This window comes from Pontibacter saemangeumensis, from assembly GCF_039541895.1.
GTDB lineage: Bacteria > Bacteroidota > Bacteroidia > Cytophagales > Hymenobacteraceae > Pontibacter > Pontibacter saemangeumensis.
In genome coordinates this window covers 350,191-374,968 of record NZ_BAABHC010000004.1, presented here as the reverse complement: position 1 = coordinate 374,968, position 24,778 = coordinate 350,191, and the positions used below count along the sequence as shown (strand labels likewise).

22 protein-coding genes are annotated in these 24,778 nt (G+C 43.7%); 2 read left to right on the top strand and 20 right to left on the bottom strand.

Features of this window, described 5'->3' with window-relative positions:
• The first annotated feature begins 203 nt into the window (after positions 1 to 203).
• A complete protein-coding gene (locus ABD920_RS06250; RefSeq protein ID WP_345157586.1) occupies positions 204 to 1,112 on the top strand; it encodes a YihY/virulence factor BrkB family protein in 909 nt (302 codons plus the stop codon).
• 160 nt (positions 1,113 to 1,272) lie between these two features.
• Here ABD920_RS06250 and ABD920_RS06245 read toward each other — a convergent pair whose 3' ends face one another.
• Positions 1,273 to 2,259, bottom strand: coding sequence for a pyruvate dehydrogenase complex E1 component subunit beta (locus ABD920_RS06245; RefSeq protein ID WP_345157585.1), 987 nt, complete (start codon positions 2,257 to 2,259; stop codon positions 1,273 to 1,275).
• 89 nt (positions 2,260 to 2,348) lie between these two features.
• Positions 2,349 to 4,127 carry a tetratricopeptide repeat protein gene (locus tag ABD920_RS06240; RefSeq protein WP_345157584.1) on the bottom strand — a complete coding sequence of 593 codons (1,779 nt, stop codon included), beginning with the start codon at positions 4,125 to 4,127 and terminating at the stop codon, positions 2,349 to 2,351.
• 132 nt (positions 4,128 to 4,259) lie between these two features.
• Between ABD920_RS06240 and ABD920_RS06235 the strand changes: the two genes are divergently transcribed.
• Positions 4,260 to 4,478 carry a PspC domain-containing protein gene (locus ABD920_RS06235; RefSeq protein ID WP_345157582.1) on the top strand — a complete coding sequence of 73 codons (219 nt, stop codon included), beginning with the start codon at positions 4,260 to 4,262 and terminating at the stop codon, positions 4,476 to 4,478.
• On the opposite strand, the gene ABD920_RS06230 is transcribed toward ABD920_RS06235, so the two are convergent.
• The 18 genes from ABD920_RS06230 to ABD920_RS06145 form a co-directional block, all read right to left on the bottom strand.
• Entirely contained in the window at positions 4,473 to 5,495 is a 1,023-nt protein-coding gene (locus ABD920_RS06230) for a glycosyltransferase family 2 protein (protein ID WP_345157580.1), read from the bottom strand. The genes ABD920_RS06235 and ABD920_RS06230 overlap by 6 nt on opposite strands.
• Positions 5,485 to 5,820, bottom strand: coding sequence for a YbaB/EbfC family nucleoid-associated protein (locus tag ABD920_RS06225; RefSeq protein ID WP_345157577.1), 336 nt, complete (start codon positions 5,818 to 5,820; stop codon positions 5,485 to 5,487). Before ABD920_RS06225 ends, ABD920_RS06230 begins: the two co-directional genes overlap by 11 nt.
• Positions 5,821 to 5,990: 170 nt before the next feature.
• Positions 5,991 to 7,907, bottom strand: coding sequence for a T9SS type B sorting domain-containing protein (locus ABD920_RS06220; protein ID WP_345157574.1), 1,917 nt, complete (start codon positions 7,905 to 7,907; stop codon positions 5,991 to 5,993).
• 215 nt (positions 7,908 to 8,122) lie between these two features.
• Positions 8,123 to 9,613, bottom strand: coding sequence for a histidine ammonia-lyase (hutH, locus tag ABD920_RS06215; RefSeq protein WP_345157571.1), 1,491 nt, complete (start codon positions 9,611 to 9,613; stop codon positions 8,123 to 8,125).
• A gap of 4 nt (positions 9,614 to 9,617) precedes the next feature.
• Complete coding sequence (gene hisS / locus ABD920_RS06210; protein WP_345157569.1) at positions 9,618 to 11,012, bottom strand: histidine--tRNA ligase; 1,395 nt, start codon at positions 11,010 to 11,012, stop codon at positions 9,618 to 9,620.
• Between the two features lie 85 nt (positions 11,013 to 11,097).
• Positions 11,098 to 12,480 carry an undecaprenyl-phosphate glucose phosphotransferase gene (locus tag ABD920_RS06205; protein ID WP_345157568.1) on the bottom strand — a complete coding sequence of 461 codons (1,383 nt, stop codon included), beginning with the start codon at positions 12,478 to 12,480 and terminating at the stop codon, positions 11,098 to 11,100.
• Positions 12,481 to 12,533: 53 nt separating this feature from the next.
• Complete coding sequence (locus tag ABD920_RS06200; protein ID WP_345157567.1) at positions 12,534 to 13,820, bottom strand: O-antigen ligase family protein; 1,287 nt, start codon at positions 13,818 to 13,820, stop codon at positions 12,534 to 12,536.
• Positions 13,817 to 14,617 carry a glycosyltransferase gene (locus ABD920_RS06195; RefSeq protein ID WP_345157566.1) on the bottom strand — a complete coding sequence of 267 codons (801 nt, stop codon included), beginning with the start codon at positions 14,615 to 14,617 and terminating at the stop codon, positions 13,817 to 13,819. Before ABD920_RS06195 ends, ABD920_RS06200 begins: the two co-directional genes overlap by 4 nt.
• Positions 14,610 to 15,791, bottom strand: a complete 1,182-nt coding sequence (locus ABD920_RS06190; protein ID WP_345157565.1) for an O-antigen ligase family protein — start codon at positions 15,789 to 15,791, stop codon at positions 14,610 to 14,612. The genes ABD920_RS06195 and ABD920_RS06190 overlap by 8 nt, the downstream gene beginning before the upstream one ends.
• 72 nt (positions 15,792 to 15,863) lie before the next feature.
• The gene (locus tag ABD920_RS06185; protein ID WP_345157563.1) at positions 15,864 to 16,706 is read right to left on the bottom strand and encodes a glycosyltransferase family 2 protein; all 843 of its coding nucleotides are present in this window, start codon (positions 16,704 to 16,706) and stop codon (positions 15,864 to 15,866) included.
• A gap of 51 nt (positions 16,707 to 16,757) precedes the next feature.
• The gene (locus ABD920_RS06180; protein ID WP_345157561.1) at positions 16,758 to 17,873 is read right to left on the bottom strand and encodes a glycosyltransferase; all 1,116 of its coding nucleotides are present in this window, start codon (positions 17,871 to 17,873) and stop codon (positions 16,758 to 16,760) included.
• A 195-nt stretch (positions 17,874 to 18,068) separates the two neighbouring features.
• Positions 18,069 to 19,244 carry a glycosyltransferase family 4 protein gene (locus ABD920_RS06175; RefSeq protein WP_345157560.1) on the bottom strand — a complete coding sequence of 392 codons (1,176 nt, stop codon included), beginning with the start codon at positions 19,242 to 19,244 and terminating at the stop codon, positions 18,069 to 18,071.
• Positions 19,241 to 20,002 carry a class I SAM-dependent DNA methyltransferase gene (locus ABD920_RS06170; protein WP_345157559.1) on the bottom strand — a complete coding sequence of 254 codons (762 nt, stop codon included), beginning with the start codon at positions 20,000 to 20,002 and terminating at the stop codon, positions 19,241 to 19,243. Before ABD920_RS06170 ends, ABD920_RS06175 begins: the two co-directional genes overlap by 4 nt.
• Before the next feature lie 69 nt (positions 20,003 to 20,071).
• Positions 20,072 to 21,193, bottom strand: coding sequence for a DegT/DnrJ/EryC1/StrS family aminotransferase (locus ABD920_RS06165; protein WP_345157557.1), 1,122 nt, complete (start codon positions 21,191 to 21,193; stop codon positions 20,072 to 20,074).
• Complete coding sequence (locus ABD920_RS06160) at positions 21,190 to 21,627, bottom strand: cupin domain-containing protein (RefSeq protein WP_345157555.1); 438 nt, start codon at positions 21,625 to 21,627, stop codon at positions 21,190 to 21,192. The genes ABD920_RS06165 and ABD920_RS06160 overlap by 4 nt, the downstream gene beginning before the upstream one ends.
• Positions 21,624 to 22,568, bottom strand: a complete 945-nt coding sequence (locus tag ABD920_RS06155) for a glycosyltransferase family 2 protein (RefSeq protein ID WP_345157554.1) — start codon at positions 22,566 to 22,568, stop codon at positions 21,624 to 21,626. Before ABD920_RS06155 ends, ABD920_RS06160 begins: the two co-directional genes overlap by 4 nt.
• An 18-nt stretch (positions 22,569 to 22,586) precedes the next feature.
• A complete protein-coding gene (locus tag ABD920_RS06150; protein WP_345157553.1) occupies positions 22,587 to 23,303 on the bottom strand; it encodes a class I SAM-dependent methyltransferase in 717 nt (238 codons plus the stop codon).
• Positions 23,296 to 24,750 (bottom strand): lipopolysaccharide biosynthesis protein, encoded by a 1,455-nt coding sequence (locus ABD920_RS06145; protein ID WP_345157552.1) that lies wholly within the window; start codon positions 24,748 to 24,750, stop codon positions 23,296 to 23,298. Before ABD920_RS06145 ends, ABD920_RS06150 begins: the two co-directional genes overlap by 8 nt.
• Positions 24,751 to 24,778: the final 28 nt, after the last annotated feature.

Sequence of the window (24,778 nt, the reverse complement as noted above, 5' to 3'; positions counted from 1 at the left end):
AAATAGCGTAATATTAAAGAAGCATCGTTTTTTAGAGGAGAGCGATGCGTTCTATAATGCCATTTTCTAAAGCAAGCCTCACAGCTGCCAGTGCCATATATAGACTGCGATTTTCTTTCCCCCCATCCGGTTAGCTTATATGACGTACTAGAAGCCTAAGCAACTTGCATCAAAAGGTATACAATTCAAATCTGGGTAAGTATATGAAAGAGTCATTTAAGACTAACTGGCAGATAACAAAAGAGACTTTCAAGGATTTTGTAAATGACAAACCCCTTGATTATGCTGCCATCATCGGCTTTTATACCATTTTCTCGCTTCCTGCCGTGCTCATCATCACCATCCGGATTGCAGGGGCGGCATTTGGAGAAGAAGCTGTGCGTGGCCAGCTGGTGAATCAGATTGGCGGGATAATTGGCCGAAACAGCGCCGAGCAGATTCAGAGCATTATCGAGAACGCCAGCCAATCAGAGGCGAGTACGATCGGCACCATTGTGGGCGTTGCGACCATGATATTTACGGCCACTACTGTTTTCGTGGCGCTCCAGGATTCGATCAATGCCATGTGGGAAGTGCGGGCAAAGCCGGAAAAGGGCTGGTGGAAACTTGTGGTGGACAGGGTGCTCTCGCTGGCGCTGGTGGTGAGCCTGGGATTCGTGCTGCTGGTGTCTTTGTCTGTGGATATAGTGATGGGGGTGATATATGATTACCTGCGGCAGCAGCTCACGGGTGTGGCTGTTTATCTCGTCACGGCGGCGAACCTGGTCCTCTCCATCCTGGTGAGCGTCCTGATTTTTGCCACTATTTTCAAAGTGCTGCCTGATGCAAAAATCAAGTGGCGTAATGTGTGGATAGGCGCCTTCGTGACTACCATACTGTTTGTTGCGGGGAAGTTTATCCTGAACATATACTTCCAGCACGACCCTCTCGCGGATACGTATGGGGCTGCAGGCTCGCTTGTCCTGATCCTGGTATGGGTGTATTATGCCTCCATCATCTTCCTGTTTGGCGCTGAGTTTACGCAGGTTTATTCCCGCGTGCACGACCGGGGCATCAAACCACAGGACAATGCCGTGAAAGTAGAAACGAAGGAGGTGGAATCGGAGAGCTGATTTCAGCGCAGAAGCAAGGGCTTTTACTTCTGAAGGAGAAAGGCTTGTAATTGAAACAGCTTTTTTTGAGAGAAGAAACTTGATTTTTATAGAGATTACAAACAAAAAAACGAGGCACCTGCTGCAGGTGCCTCGTTTTTTATATATAACCAGTGCTGGATTAAGCTTCTTTCTGGTACATCACGTGCTTTACCGCCTCAATGGTGCGCTCCACGTTCGGCAGGGAAGCCTCAATTAATGTTGGCGCGTAAGGAAGCGGCACATCGCGGCATGTCACGCGCTTGACCGGGGCATCCATATAGTCGAATGCGTTGCTCTGGATGTGGTAAGCTAACTCCGCAGAGATAGAGGCCAATGGCCAGGCTTCTTCCACCACCACCATGCGGTTCGTCTTTTTCACTGACTCGATCAACGTTTTATAATCGATCGGGCGAACCGTGCGCAGGTCAATCACTTCCGCACTGATGCCATCCTTGGCCAATTCTTCGGCAGCGGCCAGTGCCACCTTCATGATCTTGCCAAACGACACGATGGTCACATCAGTGCCTTCGCGCTTGATGTCGGCAACCCCGATCGGGAGGGTGTACTCTTCTTCCGGCACCTCGCCTTTGTCGCCGTACATCTGCTCCGACTCCATGAAGATAACCGGGTCGTTGTCGCGGATAGCAGACTTCAGCAGGCCTTTAGCGTCGTAAGGGTTAGACGGAACAACAACTTTAAGACCCGGGGTGTTGGCAAACCAGTTCTCGAAGTTCTGGGAGTGCTGCGAAGACAGCATGCCCGCGCTACCGGTCGGCCCGCGGAATACCATGGGCGCACTGTACTGGCCACCAGACATGGACATGATCTTAGCGGCAGAGTTTATGACCTGGTCAATGGCGACCAGCGAGAAGTTAAAGGTCATGAACTCGATGACTGGGCGCAGACCGTTGATAGCGGCACCCACGCCGATTCCGGCAAAGCCAAGCTCAGCAATCGGAGTGTCGATCACGCGTTCCGGGCCAAATTCATCCAGCATGCCCTGGCTCACTTTGTAAGCCCCGTTATACTCGGCTACTTCTTCTCCCATCAGAAACACACGCTCATCGCGGCGCATTTCCTCCGTCAAAGCTTCGCGCAGGGCTTCTCTAAACTGTATACTTCGCATATATGATGTTTTAATTCTTCTGTTCTACAGGTAAAATTAAGAGAAGTCTGTCAAATTCCAATGTAGTTACTTCTTTTATAGTCCGCCTTTTAACGGAGCAGCGCATCTTTGTAAACCGCCTTGTCACGGAAAGCCTCGAACTCCCGGTCGCTGATGGCTTTTTCCATAAAGCTGTTGTCGGACCTGACCGACCTGCGCAGGTTTTGTTCCAGCATCTCCCCGTCGTTAGTGCGTGCCCCGATCAGGGCCAGGCTATAATAGGCAAGCGCGTCATCTGGCTTTTGCTCCAACGCCTTTGCATAGTATTTCTGGGCGCCCTCATAATTCTCTTTCAGCAGGTAGCTCAGGCCCAGGTTCATATTGGTTTGATAACTGTCCCCGGCATAGCGCAGGCTGGCGATGGCCTCATCATACTGCCCGGTTTCGATCTCCAGGGCCGCTTTGTCGGCAAAGACCTGCTGCAGCATTTTCTGCTCGCCGCCTAGTTTAAGGGCATAATTGTAATACTGCAGCGCTTCCAGCATGTCGCCACGCTGGTGATAGGCGCTGGCAAGGCTGTAATATACATGCGCGGTGGGGCTTCGGAAGCCAGCGTACGTAAGGTTGTGGATGGCGCGGGCCAGCAACGCCTGCTTCGCCGCCTGCCGGTACTCTTTTCGTGCCATTTCATTGTATACCACACCAAGATTGTAATATGCCGGCCACTTGTCTGTGGATTTCACCGCGGCCTCGTAAAATTTGCGCTTCTCAGCCAACAGGGGGGTGAGGGTGGCGGCGTACTGCAGTTCCTCTTCCGTCAGCACGTCTGCATTCAGCTTTTCCTCCGCTATTTCCTTCGCCAATATATATAACTCATAGTCCGACTTGCGGCTGCGGTTGTAGTTGATCTCTACCTGGGCAGCCCGCATGCTGGGGTATATATATTCCTCTATATAAGCATAAACAGGCGACTGTTGCAGCGCGCGGAGTTTCTCCTGCTGGCTGCGGTTGCTGTGGAGGATGCCGATGGCCTCCTTCTTTTCCTGCTTCGCGATGGGGGAGGCCTGTAGTTTCTGTAACAGTACTTCGTTGCCCGCTTTTTCCGCACGGGTCTTGATACTGACTTTCTTGCCGCTATAATCGAGGGTATTCAGTTTCTGGCGGTAGAGGTCCTCCAGGGCCTCTGTGCGTTTCTGCGCCAGATTCGCATTGGTTTCATCTGGAGACTGGGTGGCCGTGATGGTGATTTGCTGGCTGCTGACATTGTCCAGGACGTACTGTTCCAGCACCTGCAAGTTTGCACCGAGGTTGTTGCTGAGGGTGCTTTTATTCTCGTCAAAGTAAAAAGTAACTTTGCCGGGCTGACTTGCCTTCTCCTGGTAGGTATCCGGTATAAAGCCGAAGTCGTTGCTGCGCACCAGCAACAGCGGCGTGGTGACGAGGCCGGCCGCCACCTCCTTTGCTTTGGTGTAGCGCACATCCCCGTCTTCGTTGTCGATGGCCTGGCCCTGTACCATCAGGCGCCCCGGGTTTTTTTCGGGTGCATAAGGAAAAGACAGTTGCCGGATTACAGTGGGCATACCGCCTTCATATATAAACTCCCCGAACCGGAAGCTGTATGTAGCCACGTTCTCCCGCTTACTGTCATACTCGTAATAGATGTCCAGTTTGTAGGTTTGTTTTTCCCGGATAAGCTTTTCAGGAACTTGTGCCACCAATTCGAAGTTAACAGACTGACCATTGGCTGCCAGAGGGTTAGGTGTTACAGTCACGACCTGCTTCTTTTCGGCCGTCTGCACCATGCGCTGCAAGGTGCACCCGCTGCCGCTAACGCCCAGAGAAAGGGTGAGGAACAGTATTAATGTTTTGTTTATTTTGTACTGATTCATATCCTGTTATTCTCATCGATCGTAAAAAGTACTTCTACTGGGGTGTTTTAAAGCCTTATAATTTGTACCCGATCAGGCGTTGTTTTGTCCTTTGCTAAACAACACGTAAATTAGTCATTCAATTTCTATAAAATGAAGCGTCTACAGTACTTTATCGAATCTCAGGCTTTCGGGGTGTGTACGATGCTGGGTGAGAAGCTGGGCATTGCCACCAGCAGCATCCGTTTGTCGTTCATATACCTTTCTTTTCTCACCATGGGCTCTCCGGTGCTGCTGTACCTGATGCTCGCTTTCTGGATGAATGTGCAGAAAAGCCTGCGCCGGGAGCGGAGCACGGTCTGGGATCTATAGCTCCTGCACGGTACGTTTTTGCCGCACAAAGTATTGCCATACAATACTGCCCCTGTAAACGCCCGGCATATCCGGGAAATCCCCTTTCTGCCGCTGCACCTGCCTGCGGCTGCGCCAGTAGCCCCTGTTAAGGAACAGGTCCAGGTGCGCATCCAGCACAGCTTTCGCATCCTTTGTCTGCCCGGCCATCACCATGCGCAGCGCCGCCACCCAGTCCAGCAGTACGCGTAGCAGGAGCGTAGACATGAGCTCTTTCTGGGGTATGTTCTTGTAGAGCAGCGCAAGGCCGTTCCGGAAGTTAAGGTACGTCTTGCGTGGGTTTGACTTGTGCAGCGTGCCTCCGCCTACGTGGTAGACAGCACACTGCCCGTTGTACAGCACTTTATACCCCGCCAACTTGGCACGCCAGCAAAAGTCGATCTCTTCCATGTGCGCGAAAAATGCGGGCTCCAGTCCTCCCAGCGCTCTATATACCTCAGCCCGCACAAACATGCAGGCGCCGGAGGCCCAGAAAATCTCCCGCACATCATTATATTGCCCTTTGTCTTCCTCCAGCTTCTCAAATAAACGGCCACGGCAATAAGGATACCCAAGGGCATCCAACAAGCCGCCTCCCGCACCGGCGTATTCAAAAAAATGCGGGTGTTGCTGCGAAAGTATCTTAGGCTGACAAACCGCGATACTTTCATCGGCATCCATCAGGCTGATCACGGGCTTCATCCAGCCGGGCGGAACCGCTACATCAGAGTTTAGCAGCACATAATAGGTCGCCTCCACCTGCCGCAGCGCCTGGTTATAGCCCTCGCAGAAACCGAAGTTCTCCGAAAGCAAAATAAGGCGCACCTCTGGGAAGTGCGCCTTTAAAAAAGCAATGGAGCCGTCTGTAGAGGCATTATCGGCCACAATCACCTCGCAGCCGCCGCTATGAGCCACCACCGAAGGCAGAAACTCCTTTAAAAACCGCAGGCCGTTCCAGTTGAGGATGACAACAGCCGTATGGGAGGGGTTATAGGCCAAAGCTCCCTAAGTCTAAGCCGGGTATGTTGGGCAGCAGGCCTTCAGTTTGTTTTTTCATTTCCTCCTGGGCGCGTTCCGCGGCAGTAAGCATCGCGTTGTTCACAGCGGCCACCACCAGGTCGTTCACCATCTCCCGGTCACCGACGTTCATGATCGTTTCGTCAATTTCAATTTTCAGCAGTTTTCGCTGTCCGTCAACGGTGGCTTTCACCAGGCCGGCACCCGACTCGGCGGTTACGGTTATATCCTTCAGTTTCTCCTGCGCTTCCTTTATCTTGGCCTGGACCTCTTTCATTTTGCCCATCATGCCGAACATATCAAACATAGTTTCCTGTTTTAGTTGTAAATGTACTTTAAGACGACAGGCCTCTGATACCTGTCGCATCTGCAAATATACGCAATCATACTTCTATTAACAGGAACAGAGGTGATGTTCGCTCGCTATATAGCATGTATGTAATTTAACCCACAGACTGTACCTGCTGTACAATTGGCTCACCTGAGAAGCGTAACCGTGCCCGTGCGGCGGCGCTTAGCACCAGAATCAGCTGCGGCCGTAATTTCGTAGGCATAGGCGCCTGCCGGTTGCAGTTCCCCTTTATAGGTGCCGTCCCATCCGGCATCTGCAGCGGTGCCTTCATATATTACGTGCCCGAGGTTGTTATATATACGAATGCTGTAGCTGTTGAAGAAGCGCCCTTTTACCTCCAGGATGTCATTTAGTCCATCGCCGTTTGGGGTAAACCCGCTGGGTATATGCAAGGTAATTTCCTGATCTATCACAGCCACATTAGAATAGGTGCTGCTGCCATTACTTGCAGTTCCTTTTATCCGGTAGCGCAGTTGTGGCTGGTCGTCGCTAAGGGCGCGGTCGGTGTAGGTAGTGCCGGTGGCAGTATAGCTTTTCACCACAAGATCGCTTTCGTCAAGCAACTCCACCGTATACTGTCTGACGCCGTTGGGGAAGCCCTCATACTTTGTCCATTCCAGCACAACGGCAGCCCCGTCGCCTTGCATCCTGACCTCCAGGAAAATGGGGCAGGCCACATTACTAAGCGAGGAGGTGTTGCCGCAGGCATTGGTAAAACCGGCGCGGTAGCAATGCGAAGCAGCTGCGGGCACAGCATCTGTATGAATGGCCTGCTGTCCCTGCGCAAGCGCCTGGTAGGCACTCCCTGAAGTGCTGCGCTCATAGCTTATCTGCTGGGCCATCTCGTTTTGCGGCAACTCCAGGCTTAGTTCCACCTCATTGTTCAGGGTATACGATGCGAACAGGTAGGGAGCGGCAGGAGCAGCCGTAGAAACCACCTGCACTTCTTTGGGCGCAGAGGCAGAGATGCTTCCGTCGGAGGCAATGCCGCGTAACGCATATATATAGGTCTGACCGCAATTTACCGCAGTATCTGTGAACTGGTTGGTTGAAGCGCCCAGTGTTTGAAGCAAAGCACCGTTTCTATATATCTCAAATCGCTGCGCATGCGGCACGCTCTGCCACTTTAAGATGGCCTCTTCTTCCTCAGAGGTAACTTCTAAAGCGATAGAGCTAACCGCATTGGAAGGCATGAATTTACTTCCGCAAGCATCATAAGGAAGCACCCGGTAGGAGGTACCTTCCTGGCTGTTCACAATCGGGAGGAGGTGGCTGAAGGTTGCCTGGGTGATGGTGCGGAGGGTGTCGATGGTAAGGAAGCTGGGACTTGCGGACCCGATATCCCAGCGCTGCACAAGGTAATCAAAGCCAGGCTGTAGGTTCTCAAGTTCTACCTGAATCTGCCCGCTGACTGCCTGTTGCAGCACGGTGAGGTTGTGCACGAAGGGGGCAGGGGCGGTTGGCAAGGTTATTATTTCGGCAGTGCTTTCTCCAGTACAGGTGCCACCGGTGTAGGAACCGGACACGGTAAGTGTATAGGAGCCAGCGTTTGCGTAGCGATGCTGCACAACACTTCCGGGCGCGGCACCGGTCACTTGCCTGGCATCCCCGAAACGGATGGTATAGCTGCTGTAGTTATCGTCTGTTAGGATGACCGTGACTGCGCCACCGGCACAGCGTTGGGTGGTGAAGGCAGGGGCGGGGGATTCTTTCACCTCAAACACGACCGAAACCGTGTCGGTAAGGGTGTTGCTGCCATAGTTTGCAACCTGTAGCACCCTGTAGGTGCCGGGAGTGGTAAAGGTATGCCGCTGGTCATCTGAAGCGTTCGTGATCGGCGTGCCTTTCCTATAATCAAAGACATAATACTCGTTTGCGTCAGGCACGACATTGTCGCAATCCTGGAACGCATACTCCTGTCCCACGCATAGCACTTTTACCGCATCCCCCTGTTGGTCGTATGCTTTAAAGCACTTCTCATCAGCCTGCGCCCATGCTGTGCCGGCGCTAAATAGGAGCCATATGTACAGTAACAGTTTCAACTATATATACCTGGTTGAGGCGCTGGATGAAGATAAGAAGCAAAAGAGTAAAACCCTCATTACCCGAAAGCTACTGCAGTGCCACGTTAACTGATTGCCATAACGCATTTTTCACCTTTTATATATGCTTGCCACCTTGTTAAGCTGCATCGAAGTTTCTGTGAATTACAGCAAGTAGCGACTACTTGCCATATATAAATCACAGGCAGCAACAGTTAGAATGGGTGCTCCCGCAGAAACGTGATGCTGGCGAGGATGTCGTTGTGCAGCACACGGTCTGTGGAGACAAAAGACACTTTCTGCCGGTAGTCCGCCACCAGGCTCTCCAGAACAGGAGAAGACTTAAAGGGATGTCGGAAATCCAGCGCCTGCGCCGCGTGCAGCAGTTCGATAGCCAGCACCCGCTCCACGTTATGCACGACCTGGTACAGTTTTGTGGCCGCGTTGGCGCCCATGCTCACATGGTCTTCCTGGTTATTGGAGGAGGTGATGGAGTCGACGGAGGCGGGGGTGCAGAGTTGCTTGCTCTGGCTTACGATGGAGGCCGCTGTGTACTGGCTGATCATGAAGCCTGAGTTAAGCCCCGGCTCTGCCACCAGGAACTCCGGCAACCCTCTGAGGCCGGATATAAGCTGATAAGTACGCCGCTCGGAGATGTTGCCCAGCTCCGCCAGCGCGATGGCCATAAAATCCAGCGCCAGCGCCAGCGGTTGCCCATGGAAATTCCCTCCGGATAAGATCGCGTCTTCCTCCGGGAATACATTTGGGTTGTCGGTCACCGAGTTAATCTCAGTGGTAAAAACTTCCGCTGCATAGGCAAGGGTTTGCTTTGTGGCGCCGTGCACCTGCGGCATGCACCGGAACGAGTAGGGGTCCTGCACGTGCTGCTTCTCCTGCTGCATCAGTTCACTCCCTTCCAGGAGTGCGCGCACTGCCGCCGCCGTTTCTATCTGCCCTTTGTGTGGGCGCAGGCGATGTATCAACGCATCGAAAGGCTCCAGCCCACCATCAAACACATCCAATGAAAGCGCGCCGATCACGTCTGCCTGCCGCGACAGCCTTTGGGCCTGCAGCAGCGCCAACACACCGTAGGCGGCCATAAACTGCGTGCCATTTAATAACGCCAGTCCCTCTTTTGCTTTTAAGGTAACAGGCTCCCAACTGAACATGTCATGCACATGCTCGCTGGCCAGTTTGTATCCCTGGAAGCTTACCTCGCCCATCCCGATCAGGGGCAGGCACAGGTGCGCCAGGGGAGCTAAGTCGCCGCTTGCGCCCAAAGAGCCCAGTTGGTACACGATGGGGTAAACTTCCCGGTTGTAGAAGTCAATCAGACGCTTTACTGTTTTAAGCTGCACACCGCTGTGGCCGTAGGCCAACGACTGGATTTTGAGCAGGAGCATCAGTTTCACCACTTCCTGCGGAACTTCCGCACCCGTGCCGCAGGCATGAGACATCATCAGGTTGCGCTGTAGCTGCTCCAGGTTTGTTGCAGAAATCTTCTTCTGGTAAAGCGCCCCAAAGCCCGTGTTGATGCCGTATATGCTTTGGTCCGTCGTCCTGATTTTCGTCTGGAGGTACTCATGGCACTGCACAATACGCTTTTCCGCCTCCTCCGACAACGCCAGGGTCTGCTGCTCCCGCAGTATTTTTCCGACTGTCTCCAGGCTCAGGTGCTCACCTGAAATATAATGCACGTGGGGCATGCTTTTATGTTAAGTGATGAAGTATCTCATCTACCGTCAGATCCTGCTGCTCACCCAGTTTCATATCACGCAGCTTCAGCTTGCCAGTGGCCATTTCTTCTGAGCCGATCAGGATCACGTAAGGGATGTTTTTCTGGTCGGCATATGCCATCTGCTTCTTTAGTTTTGCCGGCTCAGGGTATAGCTCAGAGGCGATGCCTGCGTCCCGGAGTCGCTGCAGCACCGGGAGTGCATATACCTCAGATTGTTTGTCGAACTGCACGAGTAAAACTTTGGTACCCACCTGGCTACTGTCCGGGAATAGCTGCAATTCTTCCAGTACATCATATATACGGTCCACACCGAAGGAGAACCCTACGCCAGATACACCGGGCAACCCGAACATGCCGGTCAGGTTGTCGTAGCGGCCGCCACCGCTGATGCTGCCCATGTTCACGTTGTTTACCTTCACCTCAAAAATGCAGCCGGTGTAGTAGGAGAGGCCGCGGGCCAGCGTGGCATCCAACATGAGCCTGGGATAACCGGATTCGTTAGCTGTGGATAAGGCCTTGCTGTTTAGCTTATTAAGGTATTGCCACACCTCGCGCAGGTCCTGCAGACCGCGCTGCCCTTCTTCCGTTTCCCCAAGAATGGCTTGAAGCTGTTCTAAAATAGCTTCATTGTTTCCCTCCAGCGCATATAAAGGTTCCAATTTAGCTACGGCCTCTTCCGAAATACCGCGCTCCAGCAGCTCTTTCCGCACGCCTTCCTGCCCGACTTTATCCAATTTATCAATCGCTACGCATATATCGCTTTCGCGCCCTTTCTCTCCGATGGCCTCAGCGATACCCGCTAATATTCCGCGGTGGTTTATTTTGATAGCAAAATCCGTCAGCCCCAGCGTTGTCAGCACTTCATTGATCATCTGCACGATTTCGGCTTCGCACAGCAGGGAGTTAGTTCCCACCACGTCGGCATCACATTGGTAAAACTCCCGGTAGCGGCCTTTCTGTGGCCGGTCGGCGCGCCATACCGGCTGTATCTGGTAGCGTTTAAAAGGAAAGGTGATCTCATTCCGGTTCATGACCACATAACGGGCAAACGGAACCGTGAGGTCATAGCGGAGTGCTTTTTCAGACACTTTCCGTGTCAGGTGCTTGTGCCCTTGTTCTATATCCAGCGGAGAGGTTTTGGCCAGGAAGTCACCGGAGTTCAGGATTTTGAAGATAAGTTGATCGCCCTCTTCGCCATATTTGCCGGTCAGTACAGACAGCTGCTCCATGGCGGGGGTTTCAAGCGGCAGGTATCCGAATTTCTCGAAGGTGCGCCGGATCACCCTGAATATATAATTTCGTTTGACCACGACAGCCGGGCCAAAATCACGTGTTCCTTTTGGTATAGATGGTTTTTCTTTGCTCATGCGCTTGCAGGTTTGCAGACGCAAGTTAGTAAAAGCTTAGGAAAGGTAGGTGTTAATTGGTGAAGCGTTGCTGGAGGTGGCGTGTCTAAAAGGCGTGTTTATCTCCTTTAAACACATTATAGATTGTATAAAAAATTATTTTTAGGTCTAATGTGAAAGACCAGTTCTCCAGATAAAAGATATCTAGCTTTACCCTTCCGCGCACCTGATAATCCTCGGTGGTATCCCCCCGGTATCCCCGTACCTGTGAAAGGCCTGTTACGCCTGGTTTAATAAAGTGACGGACCATGTATTTTTCTGCTATGAGCGCGTATTCTTCATTGGCTTTCAACATGTGTGGCCTAGGCCCCACAATCGACATTTGCCCAAGGAATACGTTGAAGAACTGCGGAAGCTCATCCAGGCTGGTTTTTCTTAAGAAAGAGCCTACAGGGGTGATTCTGGAATCCCCTCGCCGCGCGAGCAGGGAATTAGCTTCAGTGTTGACATACATTGAGCGGAGCTTCCAGCAGATAAATTTTTTATTGTTTATACCTGATCGCTCTTGGCCAAAAAAAACGGGCCCTTTAGAGTCGATTTTAATGATCAAGGCGAGCAGTGGTAAAAACCAGGATAGAATGAATACGATGACCAGTAGCGAGAATATCAGGTCAAATACGCGTTTCAAAGTCTTATTTATAACATCATCCAGTGGTATAGATCGAGCGACCAGAATTGGAAGCATGTCGTAAAAATCAAGCTTCAGTTTTTGATAGCTGAAACTTCCTGGTTCAGGTAAAAATTTAATTCTTACCAGGTTATTGTCACAGAACTCCATTAGTGATTCTACCTGCTCTTTCTTTATGGAATAGGCGCAACAATAAACTTCATCAACCTCCTTTTCCAACACATATCTTTCCACATCACTTATTCTGCCTAAAACCTGGGGGTCATCGAATGAGTTGTCATCAAAAAAACCCAGGAACCTATAGCCGTATTCCGGGTGAGTCAGGAAAAATCTTTTTAAATCATGACCTGTCTTTGCATTTCCAACAACAATCACCCATTTTAAATTGTAGCCTTTTCTGCGCAGAAACCTCAAACTATAAGTTACAGCAATCCGCCATAAGAGTACTGTGGCTAATAAAATAAGGTAGTGATATAACAGGAAAGCTCTTGTAAATGAAAAGTAATCAATTATATTAATAGTAGCCTCCAGAAGCAGCACATATAAAAAGATGGCTTTTAAAGCGTCTATCAACAGGCTCATTATTCGAGCCACTCTATAGAATCTGTAGGTTTTTAGTAAAAGTGAGCAGATTAGCCAGGCTACTAAAAAGAAAGGCAAGAAGGTGCCATAGCTATAATTTGAATTGTTGCTGATTTCGCCCTGTACAAGCAAATTTGCAGCAACTGCAGAGGTAGTAACCGCTGCTAAATCTCCCAAGGAGTGAATTAATTTTATGTACTTATTATATAAACCAGGCACAGTTTTGAATAAAAGTAGAAGCTTTTGTATAAAATCGAAATGAATGAAGATTATTACTGTTCTGCAACTTCAATCAATCTCGTAAAAATAAACACAAAGAAACATATAAAAATTATACCTTGAGAACTACTTAAAACGGATTCTGTAAGAGAACAAAAGATGATCAGCAAAAGGAAGGCCGTAAATAGCCAATGTTTAGACTTTATCGCTTCATAAAGGGCATTAAAGTAAAAAAAGCATAAAACTATAAGACCAGCAAATCCAATTCCCACTGCTGTTTCAAAGAATTGGTTGTGAGGATCAAATCTTTTTTCTGCCCCATAAATAAAACCTCTTTCTATATATGCTTTAACTAATTCATCCTTTATATCTCCCGTTCCTACTCCAATCCATGGGTATTGTTTGATCACATCTATTGCGCAAATCCATTTAGCAAGTCTTAAATTAAGCCCATTCCAACTATTTTCAGCGTTTACAAATGCAAAGTGATATTCACTTGCCTGATTATGGAAATCAAAACTCAAATTTCCTAAACTACTGAACCTGGCAAGCGTCTGCGGGAAAAAAAAGGATAATAAGCTAAAGAACAGGATTAATGAACAGACCACGAATACTGCGCTTTTCAAATTTCCTTTTTGCGCTCCTATAACAATGGCTGTTGAGACAACAATCATCACTAAAGCGATCAGAGAAGTTCTGGAAGCTAATAGAAACAAAAAGAGCAGTAAGAACCCTATGGCAACAATGTAAATTGCTTTTCTAATTGTTAATCGAATGCTGCGCTCTTTCCAAAACTTATCAAGCAAAACCAAAATAGAAAAAGCGACATACATTGAATAATAAACTGCCTGCTTACTATAGATCAGCACAAGGCCATCACTAAAAAGATAATTTACATCGTCAAGGTCTTGAACAACTTTAATTTGGTAAAGGAGGGCAATCAAGCTAAAGAGGAGACAGCATCCTGCAAAGAAATAAATTGTTTTTATTATATATTCCTTAGTTAAAGTAGCTGTACTTAATATAACAGGAAAAATGAGGAGGGAAGCTTTTGTCTCGAGATATTTGCTTCCAGCCTCTATATTGTTAGAATACAATAGTCCGCACACGTAAAGCAGGAAGAGCAAAACGCTTGCAATTGCCAGTGGAGAGGAAATGAATTTTTTTAGTTTAATTCTGAAATTGCCTTCTATCAGCCAAACAACGATAAGCAGAGCTATGGCAATATTTATCGCCAATTGATAGGGAAGGAAAATAGCTATACAAAGTAAATAGAAACTTAGTAGATATGACTTTTGGATTAGGTTAGAATCAATTATTGAAATACTCCTTGCTCTCATTTTAATAAGATTGCCTTTGCTTTAGCCACAAGGCTATATGGCATTAAAAGTATTATATAGTTTCTTATAATCCCTAATAAAAAATATGGGGTGGGAGACCAGTTCTTTATAAGGATCTTTATTTTACTTTTCTGCTGTTCGTGGCGCTTCATCCTTGATATTCCTTTAGGATTTAGCTCACAGTAAGTTAGAACCTTAGGGATGATATGTGTCTTATATTTTCTAACAAATTCAAAGAAGAAAGCATAATCTTCAGCTGCTTTAAAGCTTAAAGGATATAATCCGATTTCTTTTAGGGCTTCTGTTCTAAACATCACAGATGGATGGATGAAGCTGCATTTAACATACATGTTCTTAACAATTTCATGATGTTCTGAAGGAGCTTTGTAAGTGTAAATCTTTTTGCCTTTCTCATCAACAAACTCTACCCACGAACCTATGAGGTAAATGTCAGGATGTGCATCCAGCCATTCTTTCTGCCTGATAAACCGGTCAGGAGCGCACGTATCTCCGCAGTCTAGCCTGGCTATATACTTGTTCATCAAGTGGTCCTGAATATAGCGTAAGCCATTGTTGAGCGTCCGTTCTATGCCTTCATTTACACTGTTATAAATAAAATGAATCTTAAGTTCGTCTCTAAATAAATGAAGAAGATTAGACTCATCCGGCTTCATAACACTTCCGTCATCCACCACCAACACATCCAGCGGATGGGGAGACCTAATAGAACGCAAAGAAATCTCTAGCCCGGACGGATTATTAAAATGAGGGATGAGTATGACAATATCGCTATTCATTTAATGCCATTTTTTGATTAGCTTCGTTTTTTAGAAATAGGCCCATATAAAGCCAGATGATAGCGTCAGTGCCTCTAAACTGGATGAGTGAAGCTACGAAATATACCAGCAGTATTATTCCTATCGGGTTGATAAAATGCGACTTTATGGCCTTGATACTCACGTTATATACAGTAAGCATATATAAGAGGAAACCAACAATTCCAAATTCTATCAAAAGTTGTAAATACAGGTTATGCAGATTGTCCTCGGGATAATCGTTACCTGAAACTGATTCTATGGCATACATACCATTGCCGGCACCATAACCCAATAGCTTGCTTTCCCATAGGGCTGTACCATAGTAGCGCCACATGGCAAACCTGCCTGCCATGCCTTTGTCTGAACTGTCACCGAACTCTGAGAAACGTTTGAGGGTATATACTTTTTCAGCTAAATTATCGAAGTCTATAAATATAATAAAGGCTAATGCCGCAAAAAAGGCTAAAGCTATGATAGCACGTCTTTCCGTTTTGGAAGTGGCAACAGATATAAATTTGAATCCAGCCACCAGCATCGCAATCACCACGCCTACCCTCGAAGCATAAATAATACTTACCATCAACGTTAATGAGAGAAGTACATAAAACAGTTTTTTCCTGTTGATAAAGAGAGCAACGTTTAAACCCAGCCAGGTAGACTCTAAATTTGTTCCTCCTCCATATATAGTATAAATAGCAGGGTGTCCGTCAGGCGCTTGCATAAAGCTTCTAATTTCAGGGATGTGAAAAAACAGCTTTCCTACGATAATGATGAAAACGACTAAGGCAGCTTTCTGAAGCATGCTTATAATATCTTCCTGCGTAATAGCCCCTGCAATGTAATAACCTATAAAAAATGCGTAAAAGGTAAATAAGTGGTTAATCAGGAGTTTATTGAAAGGATACACCAGGAACAGTAGAAGAGAGATAAGCGTAATACCTGCAAAATATTCAAAAATGAATAAGGGTATTTTTGTTAATCCAGTCTTCGGTCTTAAGAACAGGCAGGGAATAAATAAGAGAGAGAAAAAATGATAAACTTTGACTGAAGACGCTTCATCCTCCATCCAGCCGGTGAGTGAGAGTGTCTGTAGATTCAGGAACAGAAAGAACAGAAAGAGGAATAAGTTAAAACAATTTACTGTAAAGCGCATTATGCTTAATCATTTGGGCAAAGTATCAGAGTATCCTCGCTGTACTAAAGAAACCAAAAATATTTTACAGCTTCAATACTGCTTTTTGACTGACGATATATGTGTTCTGTAAAACTTGTTTAAAAATGCGAGTGGGGTTCCAGCAAGAATCCTCGAAGTGTTATACCTCAGCAAAGTCCAGTAGAAGTAAAGCTTGTTACCAATTTTAGGACCCAGCACCTCATTTTTAACTTGTAAAACTTCTCTGTAGCAACCAACTATATCAGCAGAAACACCACCTACTCTCATATTGGTTATTATATGGTTTACATAGATAAAATTAACGCCTTTCTGATAGAGACGGAGCAAAAGATGATAATCCATAGCCAGTTTATATCTGGTATCAAATGTGCCATGTTTTTTATACAAACTACGGCTCACAAAGACAGTGGGGTGGTTCAGACTCATTTCCAAGGGAAGTATTGCTAAATTGGGTTTTGACTTTGGCCCCTTGCTGCCATCCTCATTCCAATATTGTTTATTGCCATGTAAAACACTATCATACCTATAGTGGCTAATTATCTGTGATACAGCATCTGGTTCATACCAATCATCGGCATTTAATATTCCTATTATTTCACCCGAAGCGAGTGCGATGCCTTTGTTGAAAGCATCGCTGATTCCGTTATCCGGCTCGCTTCTCCAAAACGCAATCTTTTTCTCATATTTCCGGATAATTTCAACCGTACTGTCAGTGGAGCCACCATCTACAATGATATACTCAATATTTTTGTAGCTCTGTGCGAGCACACTTTTTATTGTATGCTCTAAGTACTTTTCCCCATTGAACACTATCGTGATTATGGAAACCAGTATAGCCTGATCTCCGTCTGATTCGGACTTGTGCAAACCATAACCTCCTTCAAGCGGATGCATCACGTCAGGGATTTTATACAGGGTTTAACAAATAAATTTATTTGAACCATATTAATTATCCATGGATTTAGGTGCGGATAACTTAGAGTACAGCTCCTGGTACAGTTTTGACACCTTTCTGATATCAAACTTGTCTGCGCTCAATTTCATAGACTTTTGCCCCATGATCTGAAGGGCCTCTCTGTTTTGTAGAAACCAATCAATCCGAGCTATCGCTTCTTCTGCTTTATCAAAAGTATAACCGTTATGAGCCTCCTGTACAAGGTCTACATTGCCAACACAGTTTGTTAACAGGAGACATTTACCTAAGCTCAAAGCCTCCAGCACAGAAAAAGGCAGACCCTCCCATAATGAAGTTGAGATATATAAATCCGCACGACTGATAATATGGTCTACCTCATTCTTTGGCAACCAACCAGTAAGATAAATATTATTTGCTTTTAAGAGGGCTTTTTGCTCAGAGGTACCTTCCCCAATCCAAACGAATTTAACCCTATGTTGCTCTTCATAGTAGGCTGCTATTCGATTAAAAAGATTAGGGTTTTTTTGTTCAGTTACTCTACCACAGGTAACAATAGTGAACGTATTATCTGCCTCACTAATAGGAAAGTTGATGTTGTCTAGAGCTGTATTGGGTAAGATCGTTCCGTTATTTATATAGGTGGAAGCTATGCCAATATCTTTAAAGCTGAGAGATTCGGAGTGTGAACAGCAAACTACCTGGCCCGACATTTTAGCCGCAATTTTTTCAAGCAGAACATACAGCGATTTTTTGAAGGATGATATATCTGCTCTTGCGAAAGACGCTCCATTAGGAGTGTAAATCACATTATTAAATCCTAATAGACGACAGGCCGCTCGTCCAAGAAAACCAGCCTTAGAAGAGTGCAGGTGTACAATGTCTACTTCAGGTAAATTTTTTAAAATGCTTATCAGTTCTGTTAAAGCTCTATAATCCTTAATAGGACGGATTTCACGCTGAACATTTTGCCAATGGATAAATTTTGTTCCTTTCGGGAATTTAGACTTTACAATTTCAGCACTTAGTTCATCTGCCCGTTCCCCATGAATGACTATATGTTCACAAGAGGTATATTGTGTAAGTAAATTTATGAAATGAGCCGTTCCTGCCGCAAAACACTCAACTACATGTGCAACTCTTAACATTCAAATTAAACTCCATGGATGAAGCACAAATTTAACAAATGTTATTTTATGGATTGCTACTGTGCTTTTAATTGCGGAATGAAGTTATAAGGAACATAACCAATCGCTTTGCATAGCATTGAATATTGTTCTCTCAAAAAATAATAAGTTGTAAGCTATGAGCTAGGCCGCTTTAAAAGATTTCACGTGTTGTCTTTATGCCGGGCTATAGGTTAATGCTTGTTCAACAATAGCTTTAAACTTTTCATTAAACTGTACCTGATTCCAATTTTGGTATATAGCATATCCTTTTTCTGAAAGCTCTTGACATAAAAGGTCATCCTCCCATAAGCGCATTAAACTGTGACTTATCTCCGTCACCGAATTTGGATCAAAATATAAAGCAGCATCTTTACTCTGCTCTTTCATGCCATATATACCCGATACTGCCATAGGGCAGCCCAGGGCCATCGCTTCTAAAGGGGGAATATTTGTTGGGCCAAAAAAGGTTGGCATAACTAGTGCTCTTGCTCTTTTATATAAAGTGGGAATATACTTGTCCTCTACATACCCTAAGTAGATAATATTATTTACAAGTTCTAGATCTTTGATTACAGAAAAAGCTTTATCATATCCATTCTTCTTACTGCCGACCAAAACTAACTTAATGTCAGCGTGTTTTTTTTTAACCTCGGATAAAGCCAAGAATAAATTCAGATGATTTTTGTGTTCCCAGAACTGCGCCGGATAATACAGATATTTTGAAGGTAGTTCAAACTTAGTATCAAAATCATGAGCGCTTTGCTCAAAAATATAAGGAGGAGCTATATAGGGAAGCACATGAATTTTAGCCTCTTCAGTATTTGCATAGCATTCAAGAACCTGCTCTTTTCCACATAAGGAATCTACCAGGATAATATTCGAAAATTTTGCAATATTTGAAAATAATGCCTCTCTATTTCTGAACTCGCCTTTACCATTTATTTCTGGAAACTTTTCATAGCGGTGCATTAGATCATGAATCGCACAAATAGAATTACATTTTACCTGATAACTATATTCATCCTGACTCGGGAAAATCCATATATCAAGGTTTAACTTCCTGATACATTTATACAATGGATGTATCCGTGACGAGACATTTCTCCAGGTATTTAAAAAAAGGTATTTACCTACTTTGCTTAATAATTCAGATATAACATCAGTATGGATATATCTTGTTTCAAAATCAAAGTCGCTTAAGTAATTCCCCCATTCTTTCTTGGTATAGATAATATAAGTTTTGAACTCATTTTTAGGGAGATGATCCAAAGCATCAATAACAGATTGGTTGTATTGAAACATGCCACCTGAATATGGCTCAGAATTTAAAAGAATTCCGATTCTCTTCATTTATTTAAAATAAAGCAGGCGTTCCAAGAATTATAATCAGGTTCCCTATCTGTCATCCATTCTTTGTATTCCAATAAATTAAGAGCAGTCTTATTGAAAAAAAGATCTAATTCCGGTTTAAACAAATAACGCATCCGATGCTGTTCCTGAATTTCAGTAAACTGGTTAGTAGCTTTTTCTTTTATGAGAATATCGAAGTTCACATCAATTACATTCTCATTTGGATGCGCTTTTGGGATAGCAGTCCTCTTTATTAGTAACTGCTCATTTTCAAATTTTTTCAACCTTACTTTAGGTGGGTCAGTTAATACACCAGGACCAAACCAACAATCAAAAATAAAGACTCCTCCAGCTTTTAAATGTAAGCATGCTGTTTCAAAAGCCTTGTGCAAGTCTTCATTTGTAATTTGATAACTCATGACATGAAACAAAGCTAGTACGACATCATATTGATGATTAAGCCTTAACGTTCTCAGGTCGCCATTCAAAAAAGCTATTTCACGTTCTAACTCTCTTTCATTTGCACCTTCTCTGGCTAATTTGAGCATGTCTTCAGACTGGTCAACCCCTGTTACATCGAAACCTTTCTCTGAAAAGATAAAATCATGCTGGCCTGTTCCGCAGCCAAGGTTCAGTATGCTTTTTGCTGATGGGTTATGTTTGAGAATCAAGCCTATTATATATTCCGCCTCATCACCGTAAGCTTTATCCTTATACAGTAAATTGTAATAAGAGGAATAGTCTTTGAAAATACTCATTTTACGTCTGTAATGAATGTAAATAAAATAACCTGGGTATGCATCAAGAATATATTGGGTTATAAAAAATTAAGCCGTTAAAACCTCTTTCAGTTTCTCTGAAACAACTTTAATCTGTTGTTCTGTTATGGCCAAACCGCTGGGAACATAAAAGCCACGTTCTGCAATTTTTTCTGAAACAGGGTATTGCTCGTTTTTAAATAGCCCCATTTTAGCAAACACCGGTTGCTGGTGCATTGGATAGAAGAAGGGCCGGGAGCCAACTCCTAATTTACTTAGCCTTTTCATGGCTTCTTCAGCATCAAATGCGATCTCTTTTTCGAGAACAATACCATAAACCCAGTATATATTATCTGCGAATTCGGTTGCTTTGAGAGGTAACTGTATTCCTTCAGCGTCTTCTAACAGAGAATGATAAAGGGCCCCCATCTTTCTTTTTTTTGCTACAAAGTCATCCAGCCTTTCTAGCTGCGCAAGCCCAAGAGCGGCTTGTAAATTAGTCATCCTAAAGTTGAATCCTAACTCCTCGTGGACAAACCGTCTGCCTGGTTTAAAACACAAATTACGTAAAGACCTGCATTTCTCGGCAATCCCTTCCTCGTTAGTCAATATCATACCGCCCTCACCGGTAGTGATGTGTTTGTTAGGGTAAAAGCTAAAAGTACTGATATCCCCGAAGCTTCCGCAAGGTTTCCCCTTATATAGCTGCCCATGCATTTCGGCGGCATCTTCGATTATTTGCAATCCATGCTTCTGTGCAATTCTTAAAACAGGGTCCATATCTACTGGAAGTCCATAAATATGAACAACCATGATAGCCTTTGTTCGTTTGGTTATTTTAGATTCAATCTGATTGACATCCATATTCCAGGTATATGGATCAGCATCCACAAGCACCGGGAGCGCACCGGCTCTCACAATTGCTGCTGCACAGGATATAATAGTGAAGGTAGGCATTATCACTTCATCTCCTTTTCCGATGCCCAGCGCCAGAACAGCAGCATCCAACGCTACGGAGCCATTGCTTACTGCAATTCCATATTGCCTATTTACTTGTTTCGAAACTGATTCCTCAAACTTTTTTATGAAGGGACCTTCAGACGAAATCCAGCCTGTATCAATGCATTCGTTTAAGTATTTCTTTTCATTGCCATTTAGGAGTGGCTCATTTACTGGGATAAAATCGCTCATTGTGGTTTACTTACAAATTTTATATCATTATTAGCAGGTGTGAATCTTGTTTTGTCATGATCCCCTGCATAAGGACCCTGTTTCACTTCTATCATTTCCAACTCCTCAATTACCTCAAAACCGTGTCCGCCTGTGGCTAAAAGAATGACATCTCCTGCCTCTAGAATCCTGCTCTCTAAATAATTCTGTTCGTTATCAAAGAAATCAACCCGCAGCTTTCCTTTCTTTATAAACAGCACTTCCTGGGTATAATGCACTTCTCGGGGCACAGGATTATGAACATGTGGTTCAATAATTTTACCGGCCGGATGATTCATATAGGCCAACTGCTGGGATAGATCTCCCGGTGTAAAGAAATGAATACCAGGTTCTTTGAAGTTAGAAGGGATGATGATGGCTAATAACTGGTCCTTATGGTTGATTTTCTCGATCATATTTTATTTTTGACTGCTAAATCTTTTAATTTATATGTTAAACGAATAAGCCATGAAAGAATGGTATCATGGCCGCTAAGTGATTGTGTGAAGTTCAAAAATACCTTTTGATTTGAGAACTGTTCGGAAATTATCTCAAACACAACATCTTGATAATGATGCTTAAGAGCCCTTAGGACTATCCAGAATACATCAACATAAAAGTAAGTATTGCCGAAATTTGCTATAATCTCACTCTTGAACTTACTCCTGATGAAGTAATAACCCTTGATTTCGTTTTTAACATCCTTCGATATTGTTGCTCCATTATGCAAATGATATACAAAAAGCGGTTCCTGTATATGTATGAACCTACAGTTCTGTGCTAAGCGGATACAAGTGTCCCATTCCTGAAACGATTTTACGTGGGTGTCTAAATAATTTATTCTTTCTAATGCTTTTTTAGAAACTAATAAAGTTGGGAAAAGAGGAGAGGGATATAAAAGTAGTTGCCTATACACTTTATTACTTTCGCCATCAATAACCGGGATTTCAAAAGCTTCAAATACGTTGGTTGAAGGGGTATATGTAATGCAGTTTGTATGAACTACAATATTCTCATTATACCCATGCTGCTTAAGTGCATCTACTTGTTTTTGTATCTTATCATGTCTCCACTCATCATCCGAATCCTGAAAGGCAATCCAGTTTCCTTCAGCCAGATATATGCCCAAATTTCGGGCTGCTTGTGCGCCCCCTTTTTTGTCTAAGGATATGAACTTGACTTTAGGATTGTTAAGTTTTAAAATAACATCTTCGGTAGCATCTGTTGAGACGTCATCAACTATAATAATTTCATGTACTGGATATGTTTGTTTTAAGATAGATTCTAAGCAGTAGAGAATTGTGTCAGCACGATTATATGTCGGTATTATGACAGATATTTTTACAATATCATTCATCAAACGATTTTCTATTGTTTAGAAGGAGTAAAGCACAGGGTTACTATCAAAATGATTACCTTTTCTACATACACCAAGCGTACCCCCATGAATTTCGAATTGCAAGTCGTATTGCTTTTTCCAAAGATGAGTTATTTGTTGCTCATCTTTTCGGTGTGCGTCATCTAAAAAAATAGTGTAGGAGGTTGCCAACTTATCTATTAAAAAAGGCATTGCTGTAAACCTTTCCAATCCTAAATCAGCTGGAGGGCCATCAACTAATACTAGATCGAATTTTGTTTCTTTTACCTGTTTATTTAGATTTTCTTCATCATACCAAGTCAAATTATCCAGCGAGTTTTCACTTTTTGTAAGTGGAATACTGGCGAATTCAACATATTGATCTAATTGCTCTTTATCCAAAATTTTTTTTATGTGGTTTTGCCACTCAAGATTATGTTCAACACTTATCAATCTTAAATCTAAATCATTTAACTGTGCGAGACGGGCAATTAAGATTGTTGAAATTCCGCTCCCAAATTCAATAATAGATTTTCTATTATTGATAAGAATTTCATTCAATACATACGCCAAGCAGTAAGGTCTTAAAGACCAGCCTGTGAATGGAATATATAAATTGTCTTTTAATAAGGAGCTGATGAAATTAGTTGATAAAATATCGTCAAGTTTAAGTTGATTTTGAAGGGGATTGAAAATCCCATACTTTCTCTTTAGTTTCTTGAGGCTCTTATACATTTTTTTTAATTAAGCTTCTTTGCAATGTAACATCTATGATTTCTTTGAATAAGGTTTTGTTAATTAACCATGTTAACGATATATAGCTAACTCCGCCTACAAAAATAAGTACAATCAGATAAGTCAAAGAATAATTTTCTCCTAAAAATAACTTAAAAGCCTCAATCACGAGTAACATCACAATAGAGCAAAATAAATTTGTTTTGATAGAATTCCAGAAAAAAGATTTTTTGAAATCAAAAATTTTAGCAACAACGAATATGTGTGGAGGAATTGTTATCAAAGTGCTGATTCTTGCTATACAGAACCAAAAAAGACCGAATTGAGCTGAATATATATAGAGAGGAATAAATAATAGATGCAATAACGATAATTTGACATTCAGATCAGGTTTTCCGATAGATCTGTATACTTCGGAGTTGATTGATATCAAATAGCCGATAGAATCCTTTATAGCTATCAATCCAATTACAACACCAAGACTTGCCCATTTATCATTGAATATTGTTATCTCTATATATTCATTAATTGAAAATAATCCTATTCCAATAGGCAATGAAAAGGCTGATAAATATTTAATTATTTTTACAAAATATATTTTCAACTTTTCCAGATCATGTTGTACCTGAGAAAATGAAGAAAAAATAATAGGGAATAGCGGAGTAAATATTAACGAGAATATAATGTTAACAATATTATTCCCTGTTGTATACACACCCAAATCTTTGAGGCCTAAAAAACGCCCTGCGATAATTGAATCACCCCAAGCTATTGAATAGTATAAAATACTCTCTAACAATACCCATTTAGTAAAAGGCAACAGCTCTTTTAATATTTTAAAATCGAAGGAATAGGTTGGTCTCCATTTACTGAATTTCCACAGGAATGTACATTGCAGAATCTGACTAGCGATATTCCCTGTCAAAATAGCCCAATATCCATATCCATAAAATGCCAACGGTACGGAAAATAGGCCCGGAGTCAAAGTTGTAAGGAGTTTTATCCAGAATAGTTTTTTAAAATTCAAGTCTTTTTGTAGCAAAGAACTTTGTACAGCCGAAATTCCAGAAACAATAATAAGGGCGCCGTAAATTCTAACTACATTAATTACTCTGTCGTCGTTGAAATAATCTGCAATAGAGTGTGAAAAAGAAAATACAGATATAAAAACAACTATACTTAAAAATAAGTTAGCCCAGAATACTACGTTAGCAATTTCATTTATTCTCTCTTGCTTAAAAATCAATGTTTTAGTTAGTCCAGCCTCAATAATAATCTGACAAAAATTAAGAATTAATATTGCTACGGATACAACTCCAAAATCTTCAGGTGCTAATATTTTTGTTAAAGTTAAAAATACTAACGGAGTAATAGTTTTTGAGACAATTTCAGATAAAATAGACCATTTGGTTGCCGATAAAACTTTACTTTTTAAAGTACTTGTCATGTATTACTCCCTAATATTTTAAAACAGG